Source organism: Bradyrhizobium sp. U87765 SZCCT0048 (assembly GCF_018131225.1).
GTDB lineage: Bacteria > Pseudomonadota > Alphaproteobacteria > Rhizobiales > Xanthobacteraceae > Bradyrhizobium_A.
The window spans coordinates 2219294-2243277 of record NZ_JAFCMM010000001.1; the positions used below are offsets into that span (position 1 = coordinate 2219294).

A 23984-nucleotide genomic window follows, 5' to 3' on the forward strand; every position below is an offset into this window, starting at 1 on the left:
CCCGGGCGCGGCCTGCACCGCGCCCCAACCTTATGGCTGCCTTCGGTGCCGGTCAACCGACGGCACCGTGCCTCAAGCCTTCGGCAGGCGATGCGCCGTGCCGTCCTCCGACCATTCGGTCACGGCGCCGTGCTCGTTATCGACAACGCTCATCAGATCGAAATACCGCAGCGTCGGCTCATGGCCAGTGCGATGCTTGACGGCCGCGCGCCATTCGGCGTTGTGGGCGCGCTGCGCCGCCTCGATCGAGGGCCAGATATAGAAGCCCGCGCCTGTGCCGGTATCGTCGCCGAGCCCCCACAGGAAGTGCTTGCGCACGAGTTCGGTGTTGGCCGTCCATTTCGGCACGATTGCGCGCACCGCATCGAGCTCCTGCGCTCGCGTCCAGCCCTCGGGAAGCGTGAAGGTCACCAGTTCGACAATCATGTTGTGTCCTGCCCTGTCGTTCATGACGTGAAGAAGAACGGTCGCAACCGCGTTACGGTGCGTCGTCACCGAGCCCGTGCGCCACCACCTTGCGCATCACATTGGGCAACGCCTCGTCTGCGAGGGTAGCGATCGGCACCCAACGCATACCGTCCGGCGCACGGGTGCGCGGCGGCACATCGGCGGTGTAGACGGCAAGCTCCAGCGGGAAATGCGTGAACACATGCGTTACGGTCCCCAGCCGGCGATGCCAGCGCGTCACGCCCTTGAGTTCCGGCGCTTCGCCCAGCGCCTCGCTGTCCGCGAGACCGGCGCGCCACTCCGACGTCGGAACTTCGGTCATGCCGCCCAGCAACCCCTTCGGTGGCCGCGTGCGCACCAGCAGTTCGTCGCCGCGCCGGACAACAAAGGCAGCGCCACTGCGCAGCACGCCACTTTTCTTCGGGGCCTTGCGCGGGAAGGTATCCTGATCGCCGCGCGCCAGTGCCGCGCAGCCACCATTGAGCGGACAGAGGGCACAGGCCGGCTTTTTGGGCGTGCAGATGGTAGCGCCGAGATCCATCAGCGCCTGGGCGCTGTCACCGGCGCGGGCCGGGCCGAGCAGCGTCGCAGCGAGCTGCTGGATCTGCGGCTTGGATTTCGGCAGCGCCTCCTCCACCGCGTACAGACGCGACACGACACGTTCGATATTGCCGTCGACCGGCATGGTGCGCCGGTCGAACGCGATCGCCGCGATCGCCGCGGCGGTATAAGGGCCGATGCCGGGCAGCGACCGCAACCCCTCCTCGCTGTCGGGGAACATGCCGCCATGATCACGCAGCACCGCGACCGCGCAGGCGTGCAGGTTGCGGGCCCGCGAATAGTAGCCGAGCCCCGCCCACAGCCGCAGCACATCGTCGAGGCTGGCCGCGCCGAGGTCACTCACCGTCGGCCAGCGCGCGGTGAACTTCTCGAAATAAGGGCCGACCGCCCGGACCGTCGTCTGCTGGAGCATGATCTCGGAAAGCCAGACCCGGTAGGGATCGGCCGTCTCCCCCGGCAGCGCCCGCCAGGGCAGCCGGCGGCGATGGCGGTCGTACCAGGCGAGCACCGCCGCCGCCCGGTCGGGGGCGTCCGCAGCCGCTTGCGATTTCTTTCGCCGCGCCGCGGCACCTGATATGCTCATGCCGTTATCTATCCGGCTGCCCCCACGATGAACAAGCCCGGCCCCATCACCGCCAAACCGCTGTCCGTCCTCGCCGGCCGGGCCATCAACGACGTCTTCGCCAAGCAGGGCTTCGCGTCGCGCGAACTCGTGACCCGCTGGGGCGAAATCGCCGGCGCCGAGATCGCACGCCATTCCCAGCCGCTCAAGATCCAGTGGCCTCGCCAGGTCGAGGGCCGCCCGGCCGAGCCGGCGACGCTGGTGCTGCGGGTGGAAGGACCGATGGCGCTCGAGATCCAGCACACCTCGGACGTCATCCTGCAAAGGGTCAACCGCTTCTTCGGCTGGAATGCGATCGGCCGGCTGGCACTGCGCCAGGCGCCGTTGTCCAGGCCGTCACGGCCCAAGCGGCCCCCGCCGCCCGACCCGAAGGATGTGGCGCGCGTCGCCGCCACGCTCGACGCGGTCGAGGACGACGACCTGCGCACCGCGCTGGCCCGTCTCGGCGCAGCGATCAAGTGGAAGTGAGGCGCGGCGACCGTTCAGCATCCGGGCGCGCCATTGCCACAATTGCGGTTTCAAGCTAGCGAACACCGCGAACCGCCGATCCGACTGACCGCCGCTCCAGGAGACGTCCCTTGATCCTCACGCGCCGCACCTTCTCCGCCCTCCTGTCCATGACCGGCCTTGTCGCGCTGGCCGGCCTGTCGCCGCTGCGACTGATCGGCTCCGCCTTCGCCCAGAGCCAGTCGGCAGCCGACGTCGCCAAGCCAAGCCCGCTCGGCGACATGGCGCTCGGCCCGGAGAATGCCTCCGTGACCATCGTCGAGTACGCCTCGATGACCTGCCCGCATTGTGCGGCGTTCACTGCCGAGGTGTTCCCCAAGATCAAGGCCGCCTACATCGACACCGGCAAGGTGCGATTCATCTTCCGTGAATTCCCGCTCGACCTCGTCGCGGCCGCCGGCTCGATGATGGCTCGCTGCATCGCCAAGGACGACGCGCAGAAGTACTTCGCCGTGGTCGACGTGCTGTTCAAGCAGCAGACCGACTGGGTGGTGAAGGCGCCGATCGAGCCGCTGAAGCGGATCGGCAAGCAGGCCGGCCTCAGCGACGAGGCCTTCAACGCCTGCCTGAAGGACCAGAAAATCCTCGACGGCATCAAGGCGACACAGGAACACGCCGCCGACAAGCTCAAGGTCAATTCCACCCCGAGCTTCTTTGTCAACGGGACGCTGGTGAAGGGCGAAACGTCGTTCGAGAGCTTCCAGAAGATGATTGATCCGCTGCTCAAGGCGTGACCGAGAGCCCGATCGTCACCACCAGGATCCAGGCGCGGCCCGTCGGGCCGCGTTTCATTTGATAACGCAGGGTTCCGACAACGGAACCAGAGGGCCGGGTGTGGAGCGCGCAGGCCCCATGCGCCGAAAATGCTCGCGGTCACGCAAAAGCTGCTCTAAATAGCTGAAAAATTGTGGATAAAAGGCTTGGGAAAAGCCTCGTGAATCCACGGCCGCCGGTTGCTCTTGCCCCGCGGCCTCGCCATTGTCGGCCGATACAAGCGGCGGTCCCCGACTCAGCTAAGCTACGGCCCAGGCACGCTATCGCCTTGACCCGGCAGGACATTTGACCGACCTGCCAACAGAGCACAGTGTCCATGAAACTCACTCGCCTTCGCCTTCACGGATTCAAGTCGTTCGTCGAGCCGACGGATTTCCACATCGAGCCAGGCCTCACCGGCGTGGTCGGCCCCAACGGCTGCGGCAAGTCCAACCTTGTCGAAGCACTGCGCTGGGTGATGGGCGAGACCTCGCATAAATCGCTGCGAGCCACCGACATGGATTCGGTGATTTTCTCCGGCTCGGGTAACCGTCCGTCGCGCAACCACGCTGAAGTGTCGATGACCATCGACAACGCCCAGCGCACCGCGCCGGCGGCGATGAACGATCAGGACGTCCTCGAGATCACGCGCCGTATCGAGCGCGAGGCCGGCTCCAACTACCGCATCAACGGCCGCGACGTCCGTGCCCGCGACGTGCAGATCCTGTTCGCCGACGCAGCGACCGGCGCGCGCTCTCCTGCCCTCGTCCACCAGGGCAAGATCGGCGAAATCATTCAGGCCAAGCCGGAGCAGCGCCGCCGCGTGCTGGAAGACGCTGCAGGCGTCGCCGGCCTGCACGCCCGCCGCCACGAGGCCGAACTGCGCCTGAAGGCCGCGGAAACCAACCTCACACGCGTCGAGGACGTGGTCGGCCAGCTCACGGGCCAGATCGACGGCCTCAAGCGCCAGGCGCGCCAGGCGATCCGCTACCGCGAGGTCGCCGCACGGGTGCGCAAGGCCGAGGCCATGCTGTTCCACCTGCGCTGGATGCAGGCGCACGCCGACGTCAACGAATCGGTTCAGGTCCATGATCTCGCGGTACGCGAGATGGCGGAGCGCACCCGCCATCAGGCGGAAGCCGCCCGCATCCAGGCGATCCGCGCTTCGGAAATGCCGCACCTGCGCGAGGGCGAAGCCCGCGCCGCCGCCGGCCTTCAGCGCCTGACCAACGCCCGCGAGCTGCTTGACCGCGAGGAAGAGCGCGCCAAGGAGCGCATCACCGAGCTCGACCGCCGCGTCGCCCAGTTGACCGCCGACATTGCCCGCGAGCAGCGCCAGTCGTCCGACGCCGACGTGGCGCTCGAGCGCCTCGACGCCGAAGACGCGGTGCTCAAGGAAGAGATCAAGGCGCGCGTCGAGAAGCGCAGCGGCGCGGACGAGCGCGTCGCCGAGGCCGACGCGACGCTGGCCGCCGCCGAGCGCACCTTCGCCGAGCTGACCACCGCGCTTGCGGACCTCAGCGCCAAGCGCAACCAGCTCGAGGCCAACGTCCGAACCCACCAGACCCGCGTCGCCCGGCTCGATCAGGAGGTCGCCAGCGTCGAGGCCGAGATCGCGCGGCTCGCCCAGGAGACCGGCGCATTCGGTGACGTCGATGCGCTGGCCGCGGCGATCGAAACCGCACAGCAGTCGCTCGCCGCGGCCGAGATGGCCAGCCGCGAGAGCGAGACCGCCCACGTGGTCGCGCGCCAGACGCTGGAAGCGTCGCGCTCGCCGCTGGTCGAAGCCGACAAGCGGGTGCAGCGCCTGGAGACCGAGGCGCGCACCATCTCCAAGCTGCTCGATGGCGAGACCAAGAACCTGTGGCCGCCGATCATCGACGGCGTCACCGTCACCAAGGGCTATGAGAAGGCGCTCGGCGCCGTGCTCGGCGACGATCTCGACGCCCCGGTCGACCCGTCCTCGCCGATTCGCTGGACCGATATTGGCGTACTCGAGGGCGACCCTGCGCTGCCCGAAGGCGCAGAACCGCTCGCTGCCCATGTCAGCGCGCCCGCAGAACTTGCACGTCGCCTCGCCCAGATCGGCATTGTCGCCAAGGAGCGGGGTGCCGAACTCGCCGGCCGGCTCAAGGCCGGCCAGCGTCTCGTGTCGCTGGAAGGCGACGTCTGGCGCTGGGATGGTTTCGTCACTGCAGCGCACGCGCCGACCGGCGCCGCCCGGCGTCTCGCCCAGCGCGCCCGCCTGACCGAGATCGAAACCGAGCTCGAGGAGGCGCGCTTCGACGCCGCCGCCAAGCGCGAGGCACTGGAGAACGCCGAGCAGGAGCTCAAGGCAGCCGCGTTTGCCGAAACCGCCGCCCGCGACGCCTGGCGCGCCGCACAGCGAGAGGCCGACGCCACCCGCGAGCGCCATGCCGCCGCGGAACGCGAAATCAACCGCCACGCCGCGCGCAAATCCGCGCTCGACGAAGCCCGCACGCGCCTGCATTCGGACCGTGAAGAGGCCTTCGCGTCGCTCGAGTCCGCAACGATCTCGCTGGAGGAAATGCCCGCCAGCGGCGAAGCCGAGGCGCGACTCGCCGCGGTTCGCGACGACATGGAAGGCCATCGCCGGCTTGCCGCCCAGGTGCGCGCCGAAGCGCAGGCGCTGGCCCGCGAGGCCGAGCTCGCCGACCGCCGCGTGCAGGCCATCATCGCCGAGCGCACGGAGTGGCAGAGCCGCAAGGAAGGTGCCGGCTCTCAGATCGAGACCATCGAGACCCGCATCGCCGAAGTCAGCGCCGAGCGTGTCGAGCTCGAGAACGCCCCCGAGGTGTTCGAGCAGAAGCGCCGCGCGCTGATCAGCGAAATCGAACTCGCCGAAGCGGCGCGTCGCACCGCCGCCGACGCGCTGGCCGAGGCCGAGAACATGATGGCCGAGACCGACCGCGCGGCGCGCCTGTCGCTAGAGGCCCTGTCGAGCTCGCGCGAGAACACCGCCCGCGCCGAGGAACGCATGGAAGGCGCCCGCCGCCGCCTCGATGACACCGAGCGCGAAATCCGCGACGTGCTGGAGATCGAGCCTCAGGGCGTCGCGGCGATGGCCGAGATCACCCCGGAGACCGACTTGCCGCCGGTCGCCGAGATCGAAGGCGACCTGGAGCGCCTGCGGCGCGACCGCGAACGCCTCGGCGCCGTCAACCTGCGCGCCGAGGAAGAGCTGCGCGACGTCGAGACCCAGCACGGCGCGCTGACCACCGAGCGCGACGACCTCGTCGAGGCGATCAAGCGCCTGCGTCAGGGCATCCAGAGCCTCAACAAGGAAGCGCGCGAGCGACTGCTCGGCTCGTTCGAAATCGTCAACGGCCATTTCAAGCGCCTGTTCACCGAGCTGTTCGGCGGCGGCGAGGCCGCGTTGCACCTGATCGAGAGCGACGATCCTCTGGAAGCCGGCCTCGAGATCATCGCCAAGCCGCCAGGCAAGAAGCCGCAGTCGCTGTCGCTGCTGTCGGGCGGCGAGCAGGCACTGACCGCGATGGCGCTGATCTTCGCCGTGTTCCTCACCAACCCCTCGCCGATCTGCGTGCTGGACGAAGTCGACGCGCCGCTCGACGACCACAACGTCGAGCGGTTCTGCACCCTGCTGCAGGAGATGGTGAGCACCACCGAGACGCGCTTCATCATCATCACGCACAACCCGATCACCATGGCGCGCATGAACCGGCTGTTCGGCGTCACCATGGCCGAGCGCGGCGTGTCGCAGCTCGTCTCCGTCGACCTCGAAGGCGCGGTGGAGATCCTCGACAAGAACGTGGCGTAACGCCACGCGGGAGGCGACGCGGCATGGCGCTGCCTCCCGCACTCACGGCCGCTCTCGACCGGCTTGCCCATGGGCGCCCGCGCAATATCATTGCGGCGCGCGCCGGCGCGATTTCCAGTGCTTACCGCAGCGGCGGCAGCTCGGCCCTCATTCGGGACACCGATGACGCTCTGGCATATGCGTTCGCGCGCATGCCCGCGACCTACGCCGCGGTCGCGGCCTGCCTGCAACAAGCGGCCGCCCGTGATTCTGGACGGCGGCCGGTTCGCCTGCTCGACGTCGGCGCCGGCCCGGGCACCGCGACCTTCGCCGCAGTCGATACCTTTCCGAGCCTCACCGACTTCACCTTGATCGACGCCAACCCGTCGCTGCGCAGCCTTGCGCTTGCGCTCGCCCGGGATATTCCGGCCCTGTCGGGATTGCACTACCAGGCAGGCGACGCGGCAAAGACGCTCGCGGATGCGCCCGAGGCCGATCTCGTCGTCGCGAGCTATGTCATTGGCGAGCTGCCGGACCGAGACCATGCCGGCTTCGCCGATGCGTTATGGTCGCGCACGCGTGACCTGCTGGTGGTGGTCGAGCCGGGCACACCCGCTGGCCACGCCCGGATCGTCGCACTGCGCCAGCGCCTCGTTGCCGCGGGTGGCCATGTCGTCGCGCCCTGCCCACATGATGCGCCGTGTCCGTTGACGCCGCCGGACTGGTGCCATTTCGTCCAGCGCCTCGCCCGCACCCGCGGCCACATGCAGGTCAAGGGCGTCGAGCTGCCGTTCGAGGACGAAAAGTTCAGCTATGTCGCGCTTGCCCGCACGGCAGCCTCCCGCCCGGCCGCGCGCGTGCTGGCCCAACCGCTCGTAGGCAAGGTCGATGTGACCGCAAAGCTGTGCCAGGCCGACGGCCTGGCAACCACGGTCAGGATCGCCCGTCGCGACAAACCCGCCTACGCCGCTGCAAAACGCTGGAGATGGGGCGACGCGCTCGACAACGAGACCTGATCTCGATCAAAAATCCCGCGACCGGCGGTTTTGGCACATTGCCAAGAACGGCCGAACACCTATGCTGCACGCCGATGGTCAGGGCCGACGCGCATCGCGGCCAGCCACCAACGACACAGCCTCCGAGGGGAAAGCCATATGTCCGTCGACGGAAACTGGAATATCACCATGACGACGCCGATGGGCGAGCGTCATGCCACGCTCACCCTGACGAGTGCGGGCGGAGCCCTCTCCGGCACGCAATCTGCCGAAGGCAATACCGCCGAAATTTTCGACGGCGCCGTGAACGGCAACGACGTGTCCTGGAAGATCGACATCACCAACCCGATGCCGCTGACACTGGCGTTCTCCGGCAAGGTCGATGGCGACGCGATCAGCGGCGAAATGGGCATCGGCCCGATGGGCAGCTTCCCGTTCAAGGGCGCACGGGCCTGATCCGTTCGAAGCCTTGAGAAAGACAAAACCGGCGATGCGCCCTACGGAATCTCGTAGACCAGCGCATCGTCAGTGATACCGCGCAGCGCAGCGCGCTGCTCGACCGGACGCAGGCCGAACTTTTCCAGGATCTTCAGCGCATCGTTGTCGGTGACGATCGACCTAGTGGCGAAAATCGAACGCGACTTCGCCAGGCCCTGGACCCGTGCCGCCATGTTGACCGTCTGACCGAAATAGTCCTGGCGGTCGTTGAAGGTCACCGCAAGGCACGGCCCTTCGTGAATGCCGATCTTCAGCAGCAAGTCCTCACCGCCGCGCTGGTCGTTGATCTCCTGCATCGCCTCGCGCATCCGCAGCGCCGCGGCTAGTGCCCGATCCGGCGTCGGAAACGTCGCCATCACCGCGTCACCGATCGTCTTCACGACCGCCCCCGCCTCGGAGGCAACGATGCGATAGAGCACGCTGAAATGCTGGCGCACGAGATCGTAGGCGACGAGGTCACCAACGCGCTCGTAGAGCTCCGTCGAGCCCTTGAGATCGGTGAACAGGAACGTGAGACTGGTGATCTTGAGGCGCTGGTCGACGTCGAGCGTATCGGTGCGGTAGATGTCGCGGAAGGTCTGATTGGTCAACAACCGCTTCGCCGTCAGGAACGGCTTGCGGTGCCCGATCATGTCGTGCATCACTTGGTTGGCGACCCATACGCCGGGCAGGACACGGCGATTGGTGCGGTTCTCCAGGCTGAGCCGCAGCGGCCCCGGCCGCATCTCCACGGTGCCGGTGGGCGCCTGCACCTGGTTGAACACCAGCGTCAGCGACTGCCGCTCGCGTGTCGGCTCGCCCTTGACGTCGATGAACTGGGTGGCGTGGGTCACCGGGTCGAACACGATGATGAATTCGCTCGGCAGTTGCAATGACAGCAGCGCCTTCTGGCCCGCCGGCAGCTCCAGCACCTCCACCGCAAACTCGTCGAAATGGCTTTCGAGGTCGTCGGGCAGGTCGATGCCGGAGCTCCAGAACACCTGCCGGCAGTATTCGATATAGGGGAGCGAGTCCGGATCGTGAGCCGCGATCCGGCGCGTGCGCGGATTGACCGTGAAGGTGACCTCGACCATCTCGTCGAGGGTCGGTTCATAGGCCGCCGCGCACAGCGCGCAGTTGTAGCGGTCGTGATCGAAAGTCTTGAGCGTTGTGCCGGCATCGAGCACGCCGCCGCAGCCCGGACAGAGCATGTTCCAGGACAGATCGAACAGCCCGATGCGCGAGGCGTGCAGGAACGCCGCGATGACACGCTCGACATCGAGGTTCTGCTTCCGCGCGAACTCGATTGCATTGATCCGGCAGAGGGCGCGGTCGGAGCCGTCGCGAACCTCGCGCTCGATAGCATCGACCGCGTCGGCATCCGCAGTCTGCCGCAGCACGTCGAACAGGGCCTTTGTTTCGGTCATGAACGCACCCTCGCGCAAAACGACACATCAGGGAAGCGCAATATGGCAGAATTCGCCTGCCGGCATTTGTCACAAACTCGAAAAATCCGCGACAACCATCTGGAATATCGGCCCGACGCACGCGTTTGTAAGGCGGGAGCCGACACCTGGCGCCCGTTCATGACAGGAGCCCTTATCATCATGCCGAGACCTCCGATCCTCGCCGCGGCGCTGCTGCTGCTCGCCACCGGCGCCGCGCTTGCCCAGACCGCCCCGGCAACGACCGCCGACACCGCCAAGGGCAAAGCCCTCGTCGACGCCAAAGGCATGACCCTCTACGTGTTCGACAAGGACGCGACCAGCAAGTCGAACTGCAACGGCGCCTGCACCCAGAACTGGCCCCCGCTGGCCGCCGCCTCGGACGCCAGGCCCTCGGGCGACTGGAGCGCCATCGCCCGCGAGGATGGCAGCCGGATGTGGGCCTACAAGGGTCACCCGCTCTACACCTGGAAGAACGACAAGGCGCCGGGAGATACCAGCGGCGACGGCGTGAACGGGGTATGGCACATCGCCAGGCCCTGAATAGCGGCCGTCCGTTGTGCGTGGGGTGAACGATTCCAGGCGTTGCGACGACTAAAGCTGGCATGATCTGCGGGGCGCCCCTGCCCCGCGGCGCCGTTTTCGTCTAGGTTGCCCGCCACGCGACCTCTGCAGTTCACCCAGGAGCCCTCCCCCCATGTCGACCGGCTGGATCGTTCTCATCGTCCTCGTCGTTCTCGCCTTTCTCGCATTCGGCGCCTACAACCGGCTGGTCGCGCTCAGTCAGCGGGTGGGACAGGCGTTCGCCGACATCGACGTCCAGCTCAAGCAGCGCCACGACCTGATCCCGAACCTGGTGGAAACCGTGAAGGGCTACGCCGCCCATGAACGCGGCACGCTCGACGACGTCGTCAAGGCACGCAACGCCGCGCTGTCGGCCCAGGGCCCGGCGCAGGTGTCGGCCGCGGAGGGGCAGCTCTCCGGCGCGCTCGGCCGTCTCATCGCCTTGTCGGAGGCCTATCCGGACCTCAAGGCCAACGCCAACTTCCAGCAACTGCAGGGCGAACTCTCTGATATCGAGAACAAGCTCGCCGCCAGCCGCCGCTTCTTCAACAACGCGGTGCAGGAGTACAACACCGGCATCCAGCAGATGCCGGCCGTGCTGTTTGCCGGCATGCTGGGCTTCACCCGCAAGGACTTCTTCGATCTCGGCGAGAGCCGCACCCAGATGGACCAGGCGCCGTCCGTGAAGTTCTGACGCCGTCCCCGCAGGGCCGCATCCCATGGCCGCCTACGGTCTCTACACGCACATTGCGTCGAACAAGTTTCGTTCGATGCTGCTGCTCGGCGGCCTGTTCCTGCTGATCTACGTTATGGTGTTCGCCGGAGCGTTGATCGCCGAGGTGATCGGCTACGGCGGCGGCACGGTGGACTATTATCTCGCGGTCGCGACGCGTGATCTGGTCAAGGCATTGCCGTTGGCGACGCTGGGGTCCGCAGCATGGATCGTGATCGCCTATTTCTTCCACCAGTCGATCATCGATGCGGTTACCGGCGGCCGCGACGTCACGCGGCAGGAGCAGCCGCGCCTCTATAACCTCCTCGAAAACCTGTGCATCTCGCGCGGCATCCCGATGCCGAAACTGAAGATCGTGGATGCCGACGCGCTCAATGCCTACGCCACCGGCCTCAACCGCAGGCAGTATTCGGTGACGGTGACCTCAGGACTGCTGCGTGCGCTCGACGACCAGGAGGTCGAGGCCGTGCTCGGCCACGAACTGACCCACATCCGTAACGGCGACGTGCAGTTGATGGTGATCGCCGTGGTCATTGCCGGCGTGGTCGGCTTCTTCGCCGAACTGTTCTTCCGCCTGTTCTTCAACTCGGGTTTCCGGATCGGCGGCGGGCGCGGTTCCTCGTCATCGTCCTCGTCGTCCGACGGCGACCGCAAAAGCGGCGGCGGTGGCGCGATCATCGTCATCATTCTGGCGGTCGCGCTGATCGCGCTCGCCTGGTTCCTGTCGCTGGTGGTGCGGTTTGCCCTGTCCCGCTCGCGCGAGTACCTCGCGGACGCCGGCTCGGTCGAACTGACCAAAAACCCGGACGCCATGATCTCGGCGCTGCGCAAGATCGAGAACCGGGGCGAATTGCCGGGGGCGACCTCCGCGGTCATGGAAATGTGTGTCGACAACCCCCGCCAGGGCTTCGCCGACCTGTTTGCAACCCATCCGTCGGTCGAATCGCGCGTCCGAAAGCTGGTGCAGTTTGCCGGCGGCCATGACCCTGGCCCGCTCGCGCTGCCACCCGCGGAGACGCCGGACAGCCCGCAGCAGTTGCCCCCCGGCTCCCCGGCGCCAGATCCTGCGACCAGCGGTGCCGGCGGGCCGGCACCAGGCCCCTGGCACAATCCCGGGCCGCCGTCGAATGCGCCCACGGGGCCCTGGAACAAGCCTGCGGGCCCCTGGGGCACCGCCTGATGGAGCGCTTTCCCGCACGGTCAACGAACTGGGGGCTATTCGGCCCCCGCTGACGTTGAGGAATTGAATTCTCCCTTGTTTCTGCCATGTTCCGCCCCAATGCAGACAGGGACGATCCGCCTTCCCGCGGATCAGCACGGTTGGGGCAAGGGGATCTCATGGCAAAGCCGGCAGTGATCGTGGTAGGTGCGGACAAGGGCGGGGTCGGCAAGACCACGGTGTCGCGCGCAGTGCTCGACTATTTCAGCGCCAACAACATTCCGACCCGGGCGTTCGACACCGAGTCGCCCCGCGGCACCCTGAAGCGCTTCCACCCGGGCATTACCGAGATCGTCGACATGACGACCACCTCGGACCAGATGAAGATCTTCGATACCCTCAACACCGCCGGCGCGTCGGTCACCGTGATCGACGTGCGCGCAGGCCTGCTGTCGCCCGCCCTCGCGTCGCTGCGCGACATCGGCTTCCTCGATGCGGCGAAGTCCGGGCAGATCACCTTTGCCGTGTTCCATATCCTCGGCCCGTCGATCGCCTCGCTCGAGGAGATCGCCGAGACCGCGACCTTCATGAACGGCGCAAAGTACTTCCTGGTGAAGAATTTCATCAACAACACCAGCTTCTTCGAGTGGGACCAGGCGACGTACAATTCGTATTTCCACCGCATCAAGGACGCCACCGAGATCGCCATCCCCAAGCTCAACGAGATGGCCTACGAGCAGGTCGAAGTGTCGTCGGTGCCGTTCCTGAACTTCGTCGCCAACAAGGGCCACAACGACGAAGCGGCGAACTACTCGTTCGTGCTGCGCGGCTATGTCCGCCACTGGCTGGGCAATGTCTGGAGCGAGTTCGACCGTATCAAGCTGACCGACCTCGTCGGCACGCGCAAGCCGGACTAGCCGCCCGCGGCGGCCGTCTCGCCGCGGCCGCGCATGCGGCAGGCCTTCATGCAGCGGGCCTTGCGCAGCACGGTTGCGGCTGCGATGGTCGGCGCTCGAAGGGCTTTTCACGTCCCGCGGTTGCGGGACGTCGTGACTGTATTTGATCCGCCGCACTGATGAGCCGCACGCCCGTCTATATCGTCTGCTCGACCCGCCCGTTCGTCGGCAAGACGCTGCTGGCGCGCCTGCTGGCTGAATTTCTGCTGCTCCAGCGCCGTGAGGTGGTGGCGTTCGACGTCAACGACAAGGAACCGTCGCTGGTCGACTTCCTGCCGACCATCACCGAGACGGCCGACGTGATGGACACCTTCGGCAAGATCCAGCTGATGGAACGGCTGATCGTCAACGACGACATCGGCAAGGTGCTCGATCTCGGCTTCCACGCTTACGACGAGTTCTTCAAGATGATCGAGGAGATCGGCTTCATCAAGGAAGCGAGCCGCCGCGGCGTCGATCCGATCCTGATGTTCGTCGCCGATTCCGACCGCCAGTCCGGCGCGTATTTTGCTCGCCTGCGACGGACATTTCCGGACGCCGCCCTCGTGCCCGTGGACAACGAGCAGGTGCTGCATGGCGAGCCGCCTGCCTCCTATGACGGCCTCGCGACCCTGCACATCCGTGCGCTGCCGCCGTTCCTCAAGACCTATATCGAGCGCCGCAACTTCTCGTTCACCGGCTTCCTGCGCCAGGACACGGACAGTTCCTCCGAGCTCAACCAGTGGATCCGGCGCAACTACATCGCATTTCGCGATATCGAGCTGCACCTCAACCGCTACCGGATGTGATCGATCCCAACGCGCGACGGAGACGAATGATGACCGACCCGAACGCTTCCCATGACGGCGGCTGCCGCTGCGGACGACTTCGTTTCACGGTGAAAGGCGCGCCGCTGATCACGATGGCCTGCCATTGCACCGGTTGCCAGCGCATGACGGCCAGCGCGTTCTCGCTCAGCGCGCTCCACCCGAGCGCAGCCTTCACGGTCACATCGGGCGAACCGGTGATTGGCGGCCTGCATGGCGCAACCCGTCATTTCTTCTGCGATTACTGCATGAGCTGGGTCTTCACCCGCCCCGAGGGCATGGAAGATTTCGTCAACGTGCGCGCAACGATGCTGGATGATGCCCGCGGGTATCGGCCGTTCATCGAAACCTATACCTGCGAGAAACTGCCCTGGGCGACCACGTCCGCGCTCCACAGCTTCGACAAGTTCCCGGAGATGGAGCAATTTCCGTCTCTGCTCGCTGAATATCGCGAACAGTCCCGATAGGCGACCGGTCCATCCTCGCCTGCGGCGCCCGCGCTACTCGCCGTAGCCGCGCAGGCCGTCGAGATCGAGAATGGTGATCCCGCCATATTCGAGCCGCAACAGCCCCTCCTTCTCCAGCACCTTGAGACTCTGGTTAGCGTTCTGGCGCGACATGCCGGACAGCGATCCGACTTCTTCCTGCGTGATCTCGAGATGGCGCGTCACGTCGGGGTACAGGATCGGATTGAACAGCGAGGCGATGCAACGGGCAAGGCGCGCGGTGGCGTCGAGCATGCGGTCGTATTCGAGCAGGCCGATAAACTGACCGAGACGCTCGTTGAGCTGGCCGACCAGGAAGCGGTTGAACGCGACGCTGTTCTCGAACAGCCACAGGAAGGTCGCGCGGTCCATCATCGCCAGACGCGTGTCGCGCAGCGCCACGAGATCATAGCGCCGCAGCTCGTCCTTGAGCATGGTGCCTTCGCCGATCCAGGCTCCCGCGGTGACACCGGTGAAGCCAATGGCCTTGCCCTCACGCGAGACGGTGCCCATCTTGACGAGGCCGGACACAACGCCCGTCCAGTAATCGAAGCGATCGCCGCGCAGGCAGATGAATTCGTTGGCCTTGTAAGATTTCTCAGTGATGCCGGCGCGAGCGCGCTCGAGCTCGGCTTCGCTCAGTGCGCGCGACCAGGCCGCGATCCGCTTGAGATAGTCCGCAGAAATCATGGTCATCGCCACCCGTCGCGCCGCACCACGCCGGTCGGCGCGGATCACCGCGGCACCCTCGCCGGCCCATTTGGGCAGCTTAGCACACGACAGGCCTGCGGAAGCCATCCGGCCCCCGTCCGTGCCGGGAACGGCTGCGGCCAATTATCGCTCGACGCGGATCAGGCGGCCGGCATGCGCCAGCGGCTCAGTGGCCCTCGAAGGCCATCAGCGTGCGTACCGGCACGTCCATGGCGCGGAGCTTGTCGGCGCCACCGAGCTCCGGCAGATCGACGATGAAGCAGGCCGCCACGACCTCGGCGCCGATCTGGCGCATCAGCTTCACGGCGCCCTCGGCGGTGCCGCCCGTGGCGATGAGATCATCGATCAGGATGACGCGCTCGCCGGGATGGATGGCATCGGCATGCACTTCCATCTCGTCGACGCCATATTCCAGCGAATAGGCGATGCGCACCGTGGTGTGCGGCAGCTTGCCCTTCTTGCGGATCGGCACGAACCCGGCGGACAGCTGGTGCGCCACCGCGCCACCGATGATGAAGCCGCGCGCCTCGATGCCCGCGATCTTGTCGATCTTGGCGCCTGCCCAGGGCTGCACCAGCTCATCGACGGCGCGGCGGAACGAGCGCGCGTCGCCGAGCAGCGTGGTGATATCCCGGAACATCACACCCGGCTTGGGATAGTCCGGGATGGTGCGAACCACCGATTTCAAATCGCTCATGCGAATCCATCGCCTCTCAGTTGATCCAGTGGTCCGCTCCCGGCCTGCGCTAACGCGCGGCGCCGAGCCGGAATGCGTTTTCCACGATGCGAAGTCCGACCTCGCCGCCCAGCGACATCAATGATTCCGGGTGGAACTGGACGCCGCCGACCGGCAGCGTCTTGTGCTCGATCGCCATCGCCACGCCGTCGTCGGTCGCAGCCGTTACCTGCAGCACCTCCGGCATGCTGTCCCGCTCGACATAGAGCGAGTGGTAGCGCCCGACCACAACCTCGTTCGGCAGGTTGCGCATCAAGGTGCCGCCACGAACCTGGATGCGCGAGGGACGGCCGTGCGCCGGCTGGGTGAGCTGGCCGAGCACGCCACCGAAATACTCGCCGATCGCCTGCACGCCGAGACAGACGCCGAACACCGGCAGCTTCCTGCCAAGCGCGGCGTCGAGCGTCCGCGCGATCTTGAAGTCCTCCGGGCGGCCGGGGCCCGGCGACAGCACGAGGAGATCGTAGGCGTGACGCTCCAGCATCTCCAGGGCATGGGTGTGGCGCACGACGCTGACGGTCGCACCGACCTGACGGAAATAGTCCGCCAGCATGTGCACGAACGAATCCTCGTGGTCGACCAGCAGCACCTTCTTGCCAGAGCCAGCCGCGTCGGGCGCCGACGCCGACAGCGGCTTTGGCGCGTCGCCGCGCAGCGCCTGGAACAGCGCCGCGGCCTTGGTCTGGCATTCCTTCTCTTCGGCCACGGGATCGGAATCGAACAGCAGGGTCGCGCCGACGCGAACCTCGGCGATGCCGTCCTTCATGCGGATGGTGCGGATGGTGATGCCGGTGTTGATACCGCCGTCGAAACCGACACCGCCGATCGCGCCGGCGTACCAGCGGCGGGGCGAGCGCTCATTGTCTTCCACGAACTGCATCGCCCACAGCTTCGGCGCGCCGGTCACGGTCACGGCCCAGGCGTGGGTGAGAAACGCATCGAGCGCATCGAAGCCCGGACGCAGGATGCCCTCGACATGGTCGACGGTGTGAAACAGCTTCGAATATGTCTCGATCTGCCGCCGCGCCAGCACCTTGATGGTGCCGGGCACACACACACGCGCCTTGTCGTTGCGATCGACGTCGGTGCACATGTTGAGCTCGAACTCGTCCTTCTCCGAGTTCAGGAGCTGGCGGATCTGCTCGGCATCGCCGATCGCATCGACACCGCGCGCGATAGTGCCCGAGATCGGACAGGTCTCGACACGCCGGCCGTCGGAGCGCACGAACATCTCCGGCGACGCCGCCACCAGGAACTCGCCATCGCCGAGATTCATCAGCGCGCCATAGGGCGACGGATTGATCTTGCACAGGCGCTGGAACACTTCCGCCGGCGAGCGCTCGCACGGCTCGCCGAAAAGCTGGCCCGGCACCGCCTCGAACAGATCGCCGCGGGCAAACGCCTCGCGCGCCTTCTGCACCGTGGCCTGGTAAACGCCGGGGGCGTGATCCGCAAAACCCTGGCGCGGCGTCTTGAGATACACGCTGTCCGGCGTCTCGCGATCGAGCCCGGCGGTGGCCTTGTCCTTCCAGGCGAAATCGTAGGTCAGCGTCACGCCGCGGCCGGTGGCGCGGTCGTACACCAGCAGCTCGTCGGGAATGTAGAGCACGATATCGCGCTGATCGGCTTCGCGCGCACGCTTCTGCTCGAGGTCTTCGATCTGAAACACGAGATCATAGGCGAAAGCGCCGAACAGGCCATGCAGCGGATCGGCGGTCTCGCCCATCGCACCGACGATGGCGCGCACCAGCGACATGACGCTGGCGCGGCGGGTGCGCTGCTCCTCCTCGACTGGCGCTTCGCCGCGCAGGATGTGACCGGCGAGCCGCGTCGCGCTGCGCTCGGTGACCACCACGCAGGGTTCATTGAGCGTATCGGCGAGGAACCCGATCAGCACCTTGCCGCGCGCATTGAGCGCATGGAGCAGGAAGTTGAAGCCGGTGGTCTCGAGCCGCAGCGGTGGATCGGCAAAGCCGAGGTCGAAGCTCTCATAGCGGCCAGGCACGGTGGTGCCCGACGACAGCACGACACCGCGGCGGTGATCGAGCTTCTCGATCAGGCGGTCGAGCGCGGCGCCCCCGGTGAAGTGCGCGGCGACCCGCGTGACCTCGAGGCCGCCGGCGGTCCGGTAGGTGCTGTGGGCGGGAAGCGAGAAGATGGTTCTATTCATGGGGTCCTCTCAGGGTCTTGGAAGGCGCGCCATGCAGAACACACGAACAAAAGGCCGTCGCACTGCGATGACGGCCTGAACGATTGCGAAAACGGGGAAAAAAATCGCACCGGCCACCTTTAGAAGGTGGGCCACCAAAGACGGGATGGGCGAGCGACGGTGTTCATGGAGCGCAAAACACCACGCCACGGCGGGGGCGTCAAGGGGCGCGGGCGGCAGAATCCGCCCGTCAGGCGCCGTCACATCCAGGAAAGCCCCTTCCCCGCCCGGCCACCGCGTCGGTCATTCCTCCGCGACAGGCCGATCCTTGCGGAAAACGGTCAGGCGGAGCTCGCCGACCTGCTCCTCGATCGGCTGCCAGCCCAGCCGCTCATAGAAGGCGCGGCGGGGCGCCGCCGCGCAGAGATAGAGGCAAGGCTCGCCAAGGCGGAAGGCCGCCTCGGTCGCCGCGTCGACCAGCGCCCCACCGAGCCGCTGCGTACGGAATTGCGGCTCGACCCACACCGCGGCGACCCAGGGCGTATATTGCGGGCGCTCGTCGAGATCGGACGCGATCACCGAGGCCATGCCCATGAAGACATCGTCGCGATGCGCCACCAGCGCGAACGGGATCGCGGCCGCCCCCAGGTTTTCCTGCAGCCGGCCGACGATGTAGCCCCGCGCCACGCCATGGCGCTGCCACCATGCCGACCAGATGCGATCCGCGACCGTATCGAAGAAGTCCGGCCGCTGGCGCAGATCCGAAATCGAATAGTGCAATCCAGCGGCCTCCGTCTGCCGGGCTTACCCGAGATGCTTGCTGAAGAACGCGACGGCGCGATCCCAGGCAAGCTCGGCGGCCTGCCGGTCATGCACGGCAGCGCGCTGCTCGTTTACGAACGCATGGTCGGCATCATAGCGGAAGAATTCGGCGGCCTTGCCCGCCGCCTTCAGGCCTTTCTCGAAGGCGTCGACCGCCTGGGGCGTGCACCAGTCGTCCTTGTTGGCGAAATGGCCCTGGAGCGGCACCTTGACATCGGACGGCTTGGCAGCCTGCTCAGGCGGAATGCCATAGAAGCACACGCCAGCGCTGAGTTCGGGAATGCGTGCCGCACCGATGATGGTGACGGCGCCGCCCATGCAAAAACCGGTGAGACCGACCTTGGCGCCGTTGCGCTTGAGATACTGCACCGCGCCGCGCACCGTCTGTTCGGTGGCGTCGAGGAAATCCAGCGAGGTCATCTCCTTATTGGCGGCATCGGAGTCGTGATAGGGCACGACCACGCCGTCGTAGAGATCCGGCGCCAGCGCATCGAAGCCGGCCAGCGCGAAGCGATCGGTCAGGCCCTTGATGTTCTCGGACAGGCCCCACCACTCCTGGATGACGATCACGCCGGGCGCGTTGCCGCGCGAGGCGTTGGCGAGATAGCCCTTGGCCTCTTTGCCATCCGGACGCTTGAACGTGATGCTGGTTCCCATGACTTCCTCCAGGGACTTGAACTTGAGCGGCACGTGAGGGCGTACCGCGGCGGGCGCAGCATGCCGCCGGCCGCAGCGCCACGCAATCGCCGAATGGCCGCACGCGGCGTGGACGTGCACGGCGCGCGGCGCAACGCAGCACACAGCCACCATGAAAAAAGGGCTCCCCGAGGGGAGCCCTTTTCGCGATCAATCAAGCGCCGAAGCGATCAGTGGGCGTTGGCCCAGACCTTACGCTTGGTGAAGTACAGCATGAACGACAGCACGATCAGGAAGATGAAGACCTGCAGGCCGAGCTTCTTGCGGGCCTCGAGCTTCGGCTCGGCGGTCCACATCAGGAACGCTGCGACGTCGGTCGCGTACTGCTGAACGGTCTGCGGCGAGCCGTCGTCGTAGGTCACCTGACCATCGCTGAGCGGCTTCGGCATGCCGAGCGCATGACCCGGGAAGTACTTGTTGTAGTTCGAGCCGGCCGGCAGGGCGAAGCCCTTGGGCGCGTCCTCGTAGCCCTGCAGCAGGGCGGCAATGTAGTTCGGGCCCTTCTCCTGGAACTGCATCACCAGGTCGATCAGGAACTGCGGGAAGCCGCGCTCATAACCGCGCGCCTTGGCCATCAGCGACAGGTCAGGCGGCAGCGCCCCGCCATTGGCGGCGCGGGCTGCCTGGTCGTTCGGGAACGGTGCCGGGAAGTAGTCCGCCGGACGGCCGGGACGCTCGAACATCTCGCCCTGGTCGTTCGGACCGTCCTTGATCTTGTACTCGGACGCAAGGCTCGCCGCCTGGGCTTCGGAATAGCCCGGGCCACCGGGATCCGCTATGTTGCGGAACGCGATGTAGTTCAGCGAATGGCAGTTTGAGCAGACTTCCTTGTAGACCTTGAGGCCGCGCTGCAGCTGCCCCTGATCGAACTTGCCGAGAGGACCGGCGAACGACCACTTGATCGACGGCGGGGTCGGCTGGCTGTGGGCGTCCTCGGCACGCGATGTGCCGGAGGTGCCGGCCAGCAGCAGGCCCGCAAGACCGAACACCGCAAGCACCGAGGCGACCGTCTTCAACTTGCCCTTGCCGAGCACGTCATCGGCGATCGAGTTCGGCAGCGGACGTGCCGTCTCGACGCGGCTGAGGATCGGCAGCAGCACCAGGAAGTGGAAGAAGTAGTAAGCGGTGAAGATGCGGCCCGCGATCACATAGATGCCTTCCGGCGGCTGCGCGCCGAGCCAGCCCAGCACCAGGCAGACCACCACGAAGATCCAGAAGAACTGCTTCGCCATCGGCCGATAGCGCGACGAGCGCGCCTTGGCGCCATCGAGCCAGGGCAGGAACGCCAGCACCAGGATGGCGCTGAACATCGCGACGACGCCGCCGAGCTTGCTCGGGATCGAGCGCAGGATGGCGTAGAACGGCAGGTAATACCATTCCGGCACGATGTGGGCCGGGGTCACGCCCGGATTCGCGACGATGTAGTTGTCGGGATCGCCGAGGAAGTTCGGCGTGTAGAACAGGAACCAGGCGAAGAACAGCAGGAAGCAGCACATGCCGAACGCGTCCTTGATGGTCGCATACGGCGTGAACGGCACGGTGTCCTTCTCGGTCTGCGGCTCAACGCCGGCCGGGTTGTTCTGGCCGACGACATGCAGCGCCCAGATGTGCAGCACGACCACGCCCGCGATCACGAACGGCAGCAGATAGTGCAGCGAGAAGAAGCGGTTCAGCGTCGGGTTGCCGACCGAATAGCCGCCCCACAGCAGGGTGACGATGCTTTCGCCGACATAGGGGATGGCCGAGAACAGATTGGTGATGACGGTGGCGCCCCAGAAGCTCATCTGGCCCCACGGCAGCACGTAGCCCATGAAGCCGGTGGCCATCATCAGCAGGTAGATGATGACGCCGAGGATCCAGAGGATCTCGCGCGGCTCCTTGTACGACCCGTAATAGAGACCACGGAACATGTGCACGTACACGGCAATGAAGAACATCGACGCGCCGTTGGAGTGCAGGTAGCGCAGCAGCCAACCGTAATTGACGTCGCGCATGATGGCCTCGACCGACTTGAAGGCGAGGTCGGCATGCGGCGTGTAGTGCATCGCCAGGATGATCCCGGTGATGATCTGAATGCCCAGCATCATCGACAGGATGGCGCCGAACGTCCACCAGTAGTTGAGGTTGCGCGGCGTCGGATAGGAGACGAACGAGGAGTGGATCAGGCCGCCGATCGGCAGGCGCCGTTCGACCCACTTCAAGACTGCGTTCTGCGGGTTGTAGCTGGAGGGTCCGCTCATGGTGCGTTCCTGAGAAAGGTGATGCGAGGCGTCGGCAGCTTGAGGGCTCAGCCGATCTTGATTTTGCTATCCGAAAGGAAGGCATACGGCGGCAGCGGCAGGTTCGCCGGCGCCGGTCCCTGGCGGATGCGGCCCGAGGAATCGTACTGCGAACCGTGGCACGGACAGAAGAAGCCGTCGTAATTGCCTTCGTGCGCGATCGGGATGCAGCCGAGATGGGTGCAGATGCCGATCACGACCAGCCACTGCTCGTGGCCTTCCTTGACCCGCGCCTGGTCGGTCTGCGGATCCGGCAGGCTTGCAACCGGCACCGAGCGGGCCTCTTCGACCTGCTTCTTGGTGCGGTTCATGATGTAGATCGGCTTGCCGCGCCAGAACACCTTGATCGCCTGCCCTTCGGCGATCGGCGTCAGATCGACATCGATCGGCGCGCCGGCCGCGATGGTCGAGGCGTCCGGATTCATCTGGGAGATGAGAGGCCAGGCCGTTGCAACGGCACCGACGGCCGCCACGGCTCCGGTTGCGACATAGAGAAAATCGCGGCGGGTCGGCTCCGCCGAAGTCGAGGTCGTCACGATCCCAAACCCTTTCTGGTCTGCAGCCGGCGGAACCGCCCCCGGGACGCATACAAGCGAGCGATCCGGGAGGTCGCCGGTCCGCGGGTCACCCCGCGGCAGCAGGACCACAGCCCCCCAAGCCGGCCATAGACCGGACGGAACATGCAATCCAGAATCGTTCTATTGGCACCCTTGCCGGGAGAGCGCAAGCCCGCTATCGGCAGACTCCCGTGCGATGCACGAAATCCCGATTTCTGTTGCGGTTCTGTCATCCGCCCGAGGCCACTTTCCGATGCGGATCGCATTGTTTCAGCCCGACATCCCGCAGAACACCGGAACGATTCTGCGCCTGTGTGCCTGCCTGTCGGTCGAGGCCCACATCATCGAGCCGGCTGGCTTCCCGGTCAGCGACTATCATTTCCGCCGCTCGGGCATGGACTATCTCGACGAGGTGGCCATCCACCGCCATGTCTCCTGGAGCGAATTTGCCGCCTGGCGGACAGAGGCCGGGGCCCGCCTGGTGCTGTTCACCACCAAGGGCGCCCAGCCCTACCTCAGCTACCGCTTTTCGCCGGACGACATCTTGCTGTTCGGGCGGGAGTCCGCCGGGGTGCCGGACGAGGTGGCTGCGGCGGCAGACGCCCGGCTGCGGATCCCGATGGCGCCAGCCCTGCGTTCGATCAACGTCGCCATGACGGTGGCAATGGCCCTCGGCGAAGCGCTGCGCCAGACCAGCAAAGGCAGCCTGACATGAGTTACGCCGTCAAGGAGATCTTCCTGACCCTGCAGGGTGAGGGCGCCCAGGCCGGCCGGGCCTCGGTGTTCTGCCGCTTCAGCGGCTGCAACCTGTGGACCGGCCGGGAGCAGGACCGCGGCGAGGCGGTCTGCCGGTTCTGCGACACAGATTTCGTCGGCATGGACGGCACGCTGGGGGGCCGCTACGCCACGGCCGAGGCTCTCGCCGACGTCATCGCGGCAACCTGGAGCGGGCCAGAGGCCCACCGCTACGTCGTCCTGACCGGCGGCGAACCCATGCTGCAGATCGACCCGGCCTTGATTGCTGCACTGCACGCGCGGCACTTCACCATTGCGGTCGAGACCAACGGAACCATCGCCCCCCCGCCGGGCCTCGACTGGCTGTGCGTCAGCCCGAAGGCCGGTGCGCCGCTCGAGATCCGGGCCGGCCACGAGCTGAAACTGGTCTACCCGCAGGAGGGCGCGCCGCCAGAGGCATTCGCCGACCTCGCCTTCCAGCGCTTTTCGCTGCAGCCCATGGACGGGCCCGACGCCGCGCGCAATACCGAGCTGGCCGTCGCCTATTGTCTCGCCCACCCGCAGTGGCGGCTCAGCGTGCAGACGCACAAGACGCTCGGCATCAGATAGGGATTGATCGAACCGATGTGGGAACTGACCAAGTCGTTCCATTTCGAGGCGGCGCATGCGCTGTCCGGCACGACACTCGAGGCCATCGCCGAGGAGATCCACGGCCATTCGTTCCGAGCCGAGGTCACGGTGCGCGGCACGCCGGACCCGGCGACCGGCATGGTGATGGATCTCGGTCTGCTCGAGCGCCGCATCGCGGAGGTGCGGGCGAGCCTCGACCACAAGCTCCTCAACCGCATCGCGACGCTCGGCGTGCCGACGCTGGAGAACCTGACACGTTTCATCTGGGAGCGGGTGCAGAGCGCCGGCCCGGTGGTGCGGGTCAGTGTCCACCGTGACAGCTGCGGCGAGAGCTGCAGCTATTTCGGCCCGCAGGGCCGCTGACATTTTCGGAAGGCA

General features: G+C 66.4%; 24 protein-coding genes. 14 read left to right on the plus strand and 10 right to left on the minus strand.

The window, feature by feature from the left end; genetic code table 11:
* Nucleotides 1-72: 72 nt before the first annotated feature.
* Nucleotides 73-426, minus strand: coding sequence for a hypothetical protein (locus JQ639_RS09810; protein ID WP_211965924.1), 354 nt, complete (start codon nt 424-426; stop codon nt 73-75).
* A gap of 52 nt (nt 427-478) precedes the next feature.
* Nucleotides 479-1591: an A/G-specific adenine glycosylase gene (mutY, locus tag JQ639_RS09815; RefSeq protein WP_211965925.1), complete on the minus strand. Its 1113-nt coding sequence runs from the start codon at nt 1589-1591 to the stop codon at nt 479-481.
* A gap of 27 nt (nt 1592-1618) precedes the next feature.
* Here mutY and JQ639_RS09820 point away from each other — a divergent pair, with 27 nt between their 5' ends.
* The 5 genes from JQ639_RS09820 (at nt 1619) to JQ639_RS09840 (ending at nt 8122) form a co-directional block, all read left to right on the plus strand.
* Nucleotides 1619-2098 carry a DUF721 domain-containing protein gene (locus tag JQ639_RS09820; protein WP_211965926.1) on the plus strand — a complete coding sequence of 160 codons (480 nt, stop codon included), beginning with the start codon at nt 1619-1621 and terminating at the stop codon, nt 2096-2098.
* Between the two features lie 110 nt (nt 2099-2208).
* Nucleotides 2209-2871: a DsbA family protein gene (locus JQ639_RS09825; protein WP_211965927.1), complete on the plus strand. Its 663-nt coding sequence runs from the start codon at nt 2209-2211 to the stop codon at nt 2869-2871.
* A 356-nt stretch (nt 2872-3227) separates the two neighbouring features.
* Nucleotides 3228-6692: a chromosome segregation protein SMC gene (gene smc / locus JQ639_RS09830; RefSeq protein ID WP_211965928.1), complete on the plus strand. Its 3465-nt coding sequence runs from the start codon at nt 3228-3230 to the stop codon at nt 6690-6692.
* Nucleotides 6693-6715: 23 nt separating this feature from the next.
* Nucleotides 6716-7687, plus strand: coding sequence for a small ribosomal subunit Rsm22 family protein (locus JQ639_RS09835; RefSeq protein ID WP_211965929.1), 972 nt, complete (start codon nt 6716-6718; stop codon nt 7685-7687).
* Between the two features lie 138 nt (nt 7688-7825).
* The gene (locus JQ639_RS09840) at nt 7826-8122 is read left to right on the plus strand and encodes a hypothetical protein (RefSeq protein WP_211965930.1); all 297 of its coding nucleotides are present in this window, start codon (nt 7826-7828) and stop codon (nt 8120-8122) included.
* Nucleotides 8123-8163: 41 nt separating this feature from the next.
* On the opposite strand, the gene JQ639_RS09845 is transcribed toward JQ639_RS09840, so the two are convergent.
* Nucleotides 8164-9570, minus strand: coding sequence for an adenylate/guanylate cyclase domain-containing protein (locus tag JQ639_RS09845; protein WP_211965931.1), 1407 nt, complete (start codon nt 9568-9570; stop codon nt 8164-8166).
* A gap of 180 nt (nt 9571-9750) precedes the next feature.
* On the opposite strand from JQ639_RS09845, the gene JQ639_RS09850 reads away from it, so the two are divergent.
* The 6 genes from JQ639_RS09850 (at nt 9751) to JQ639_RS09875 (ending at nt 14273) form a co-directional block, all read left to right on the plus strand.
* The gene (locus JQ639_RS09850; RefSeq protein ID WP_211965932.1) at nt 9751-10131 is read left to right on the plus strand and encodes a COG4315 family predicted lipoprotein; all 381 of its coding nucleotides are present in this window, start codon (nt 9751-9753) and stop codon (nt 10129-10131) included.
* A 154-nt stretch (nt 10132-10285) separates the two neighbouring features.
* Nucleotides 10286-10846, plus strand: coding sequence for a LemA family protein (locus JQ639_RS09855; RefSeq protein WP_211965933.1), 561 nt, complete (start codon nt 10286-10288; stop codon nt 10844-10846).
* A 25-nt stretch (nt 10847-10871) separates the two neighbouring features.
* Complete coding sequence (locus JQ639_RS09860; RefSeq protein WP_211965934.1) at nt 10872-12065, plus strand: M48 family metallopeptidase; 1194 nt, start codon at nt 10872-10874, stop codon at nt 12063-12065.
* Between the two features lie 158 nt (nt 12066-12223).
* Nucleotides 12224-12961: a P-loop NTPase family protein gene (locus tag JQ639_RS09865; RefSeq protein ID WP_211965935.1), complete on the plus strand. Its 738-nt coding sequence runs from the start codon at nt 12224-12226 to the stop codon at nt 12959-12961.
* A 158-nt stretch (nt 12962-13119) separates the two neighbouring features.
* Nucleotides 13120-13788: a P-loop NTPase family protein gene (locus JQ639_RS09870; protein WP_211965936.1), complete on the plus strand. Its 669-nt coding sequence runs from the start codon at nt 13120-13122 to the stop codon at nt 13786-13788.
* A 29-nt stretch (nt 13789-13817) separates the two neighbouring features.
* Nucleotides 13818-14273 (plus strand): GFA family protein, encoded by a 456-nt coding sequence (locus tag JQ639_RS09875; RefSeq protein WP_211965937.1) that lies wholly within the window; start codon nt 13818-13820, stop codon nt 14271-14273.
* Between the two features lie 33 nt (nt 14274-14306).
* On the opposite strand, the gene JQ639_RS09880 is transcribed toward JQ639_RS09875, so the two are convergent.
* The 7 genes from JQ639_RS09880 to petA form a co-directional block, all read right to left on the minus strand.
* The gene (locus JQ639_RS09880) at nt 14307-14981 is read right to left on the minus strand and encodes a Crp/Fnr family transcriptional regulator (protein ID WP_211966546.1); all 675 of its coding nucleotides are present in this window, start codon (nt 14979-14981) and stop codon (nt 14307-14309) included.
* A gap of 187 nt (nt 14982-15168) precedes the next feature.
* Nucleotides 15169-15699 (minus strand): adenine phosphoribosyltransferase, encoded by a 531-nt coding sequence (locus JQ639_RS09885; protein WP_211965938.1) that lies wholly within the window; start codon nt 15697-15699, stop codon nt 15169-15171.
* Between the two features lie 49 nt (nt 15700-15748).
* Nucleotides 15749-17908: an anthranilate synthase component I gene (locus JQ639_RS09890; protein ID WP_211965939.1), complete on the minus strand. Its 2160-nt coding sequence runs from the start codon at nt 17906-17908 to the stop codon at nt 15749-15751.
* Between the two features lie 282 nt (nt 17909-18190).
* Nucleotides 18191-18667, minus strand: a complete 477-nt coding sequence (locus JQ639_RS09895) for a GNAT family N-acetyltransferase (protein WP_211965940.1) — start codon at nt 18665-18667, stop codon at nt 18191-18193.
* Between the two features lie 24 nt (nt 18668-18691).
* Entirely contained in the window at nt 18692-19366 is a 675-nt protein-coding gene (locus JQ639_RS09900; RefSeq protein WP_211965941.1) for a dienelactone hydrolase family protein, read from the minus strand.
* 209 nt (nt 19367-19575) lie between these two features.
* Entirely contained in the window at nt 19576-21645 is a 2070-nt protein-coding gene (locus tag JQ639_RS09905) for a cytochrome c1 (RefSeq protein ID WP_211965942.1), read from the minus strand.
* A 47-nt stretch (nt 21646-21692) separates the two neighbouring features.
* Nucleotides 21693-22220 carry a ubiquinol-cytochrome c reductase iron-sulfur subunit gene (petA, locus tag JQ639_RS09910; protein WP_211965943.1) on the minus strand — a complete coding sequence of 176 codons (528 nt, stop codon included), beginning with the start codon at nt 22218-22220 and terminating at the stop codon, nt 21693-21695.
* A 274-nt stretch (nt 22221-22494) separates the two neighbouring features.
* Between petA and JQ639_RS09915 the strand changes: the two genes are divergently transcribed.
* From JQ639_RS09915 to JQ639_RS09925, 3 genes are read left to right on the plus strand one after another with little or no spacing between them, the layout of a single operon-like run.
* Complete coding sequence (locus tag JQ639_RS09915) at nt 22495-22956, plus strand: tRNA (cytidine(34)-2'-O)-methyltransferase (RefSeq protein WP_211965944.1); 462 nt, start codon at nt 22495-22497, stop codon at nt 22954-22956.
* Nucleotides 22953-23585 (plus strand): 7-carboxy-7-deazaguanine synthase, encoded by a 633-nt coding sequence (queE, locus tag JQ639_RS09920; RefSeq protein WP_211965945.1) that lies wholly within the window; start codon nt 22953-22955, stop codon nt 23583-23585. The genes JQ639_RS09915 and queE overlap by 4 nt, the downstream gene beginning before the upstream one ends.
* Before the next feature lie 15 nt (nt 23586-23600).
* Nucleotides 23601-23969, plus strand: coding sequence for a 6-pyruvoyl trahydropterin synthase family protein (locus JQ639_RS09925; RefSeq protein ID WP_211965946.1), 369 nt, complete (start codon nt 23601-23603; stop codon nt 23967-23969).
* Nucleotides 23970-23984: the final 15 nt, after the last annotated feature.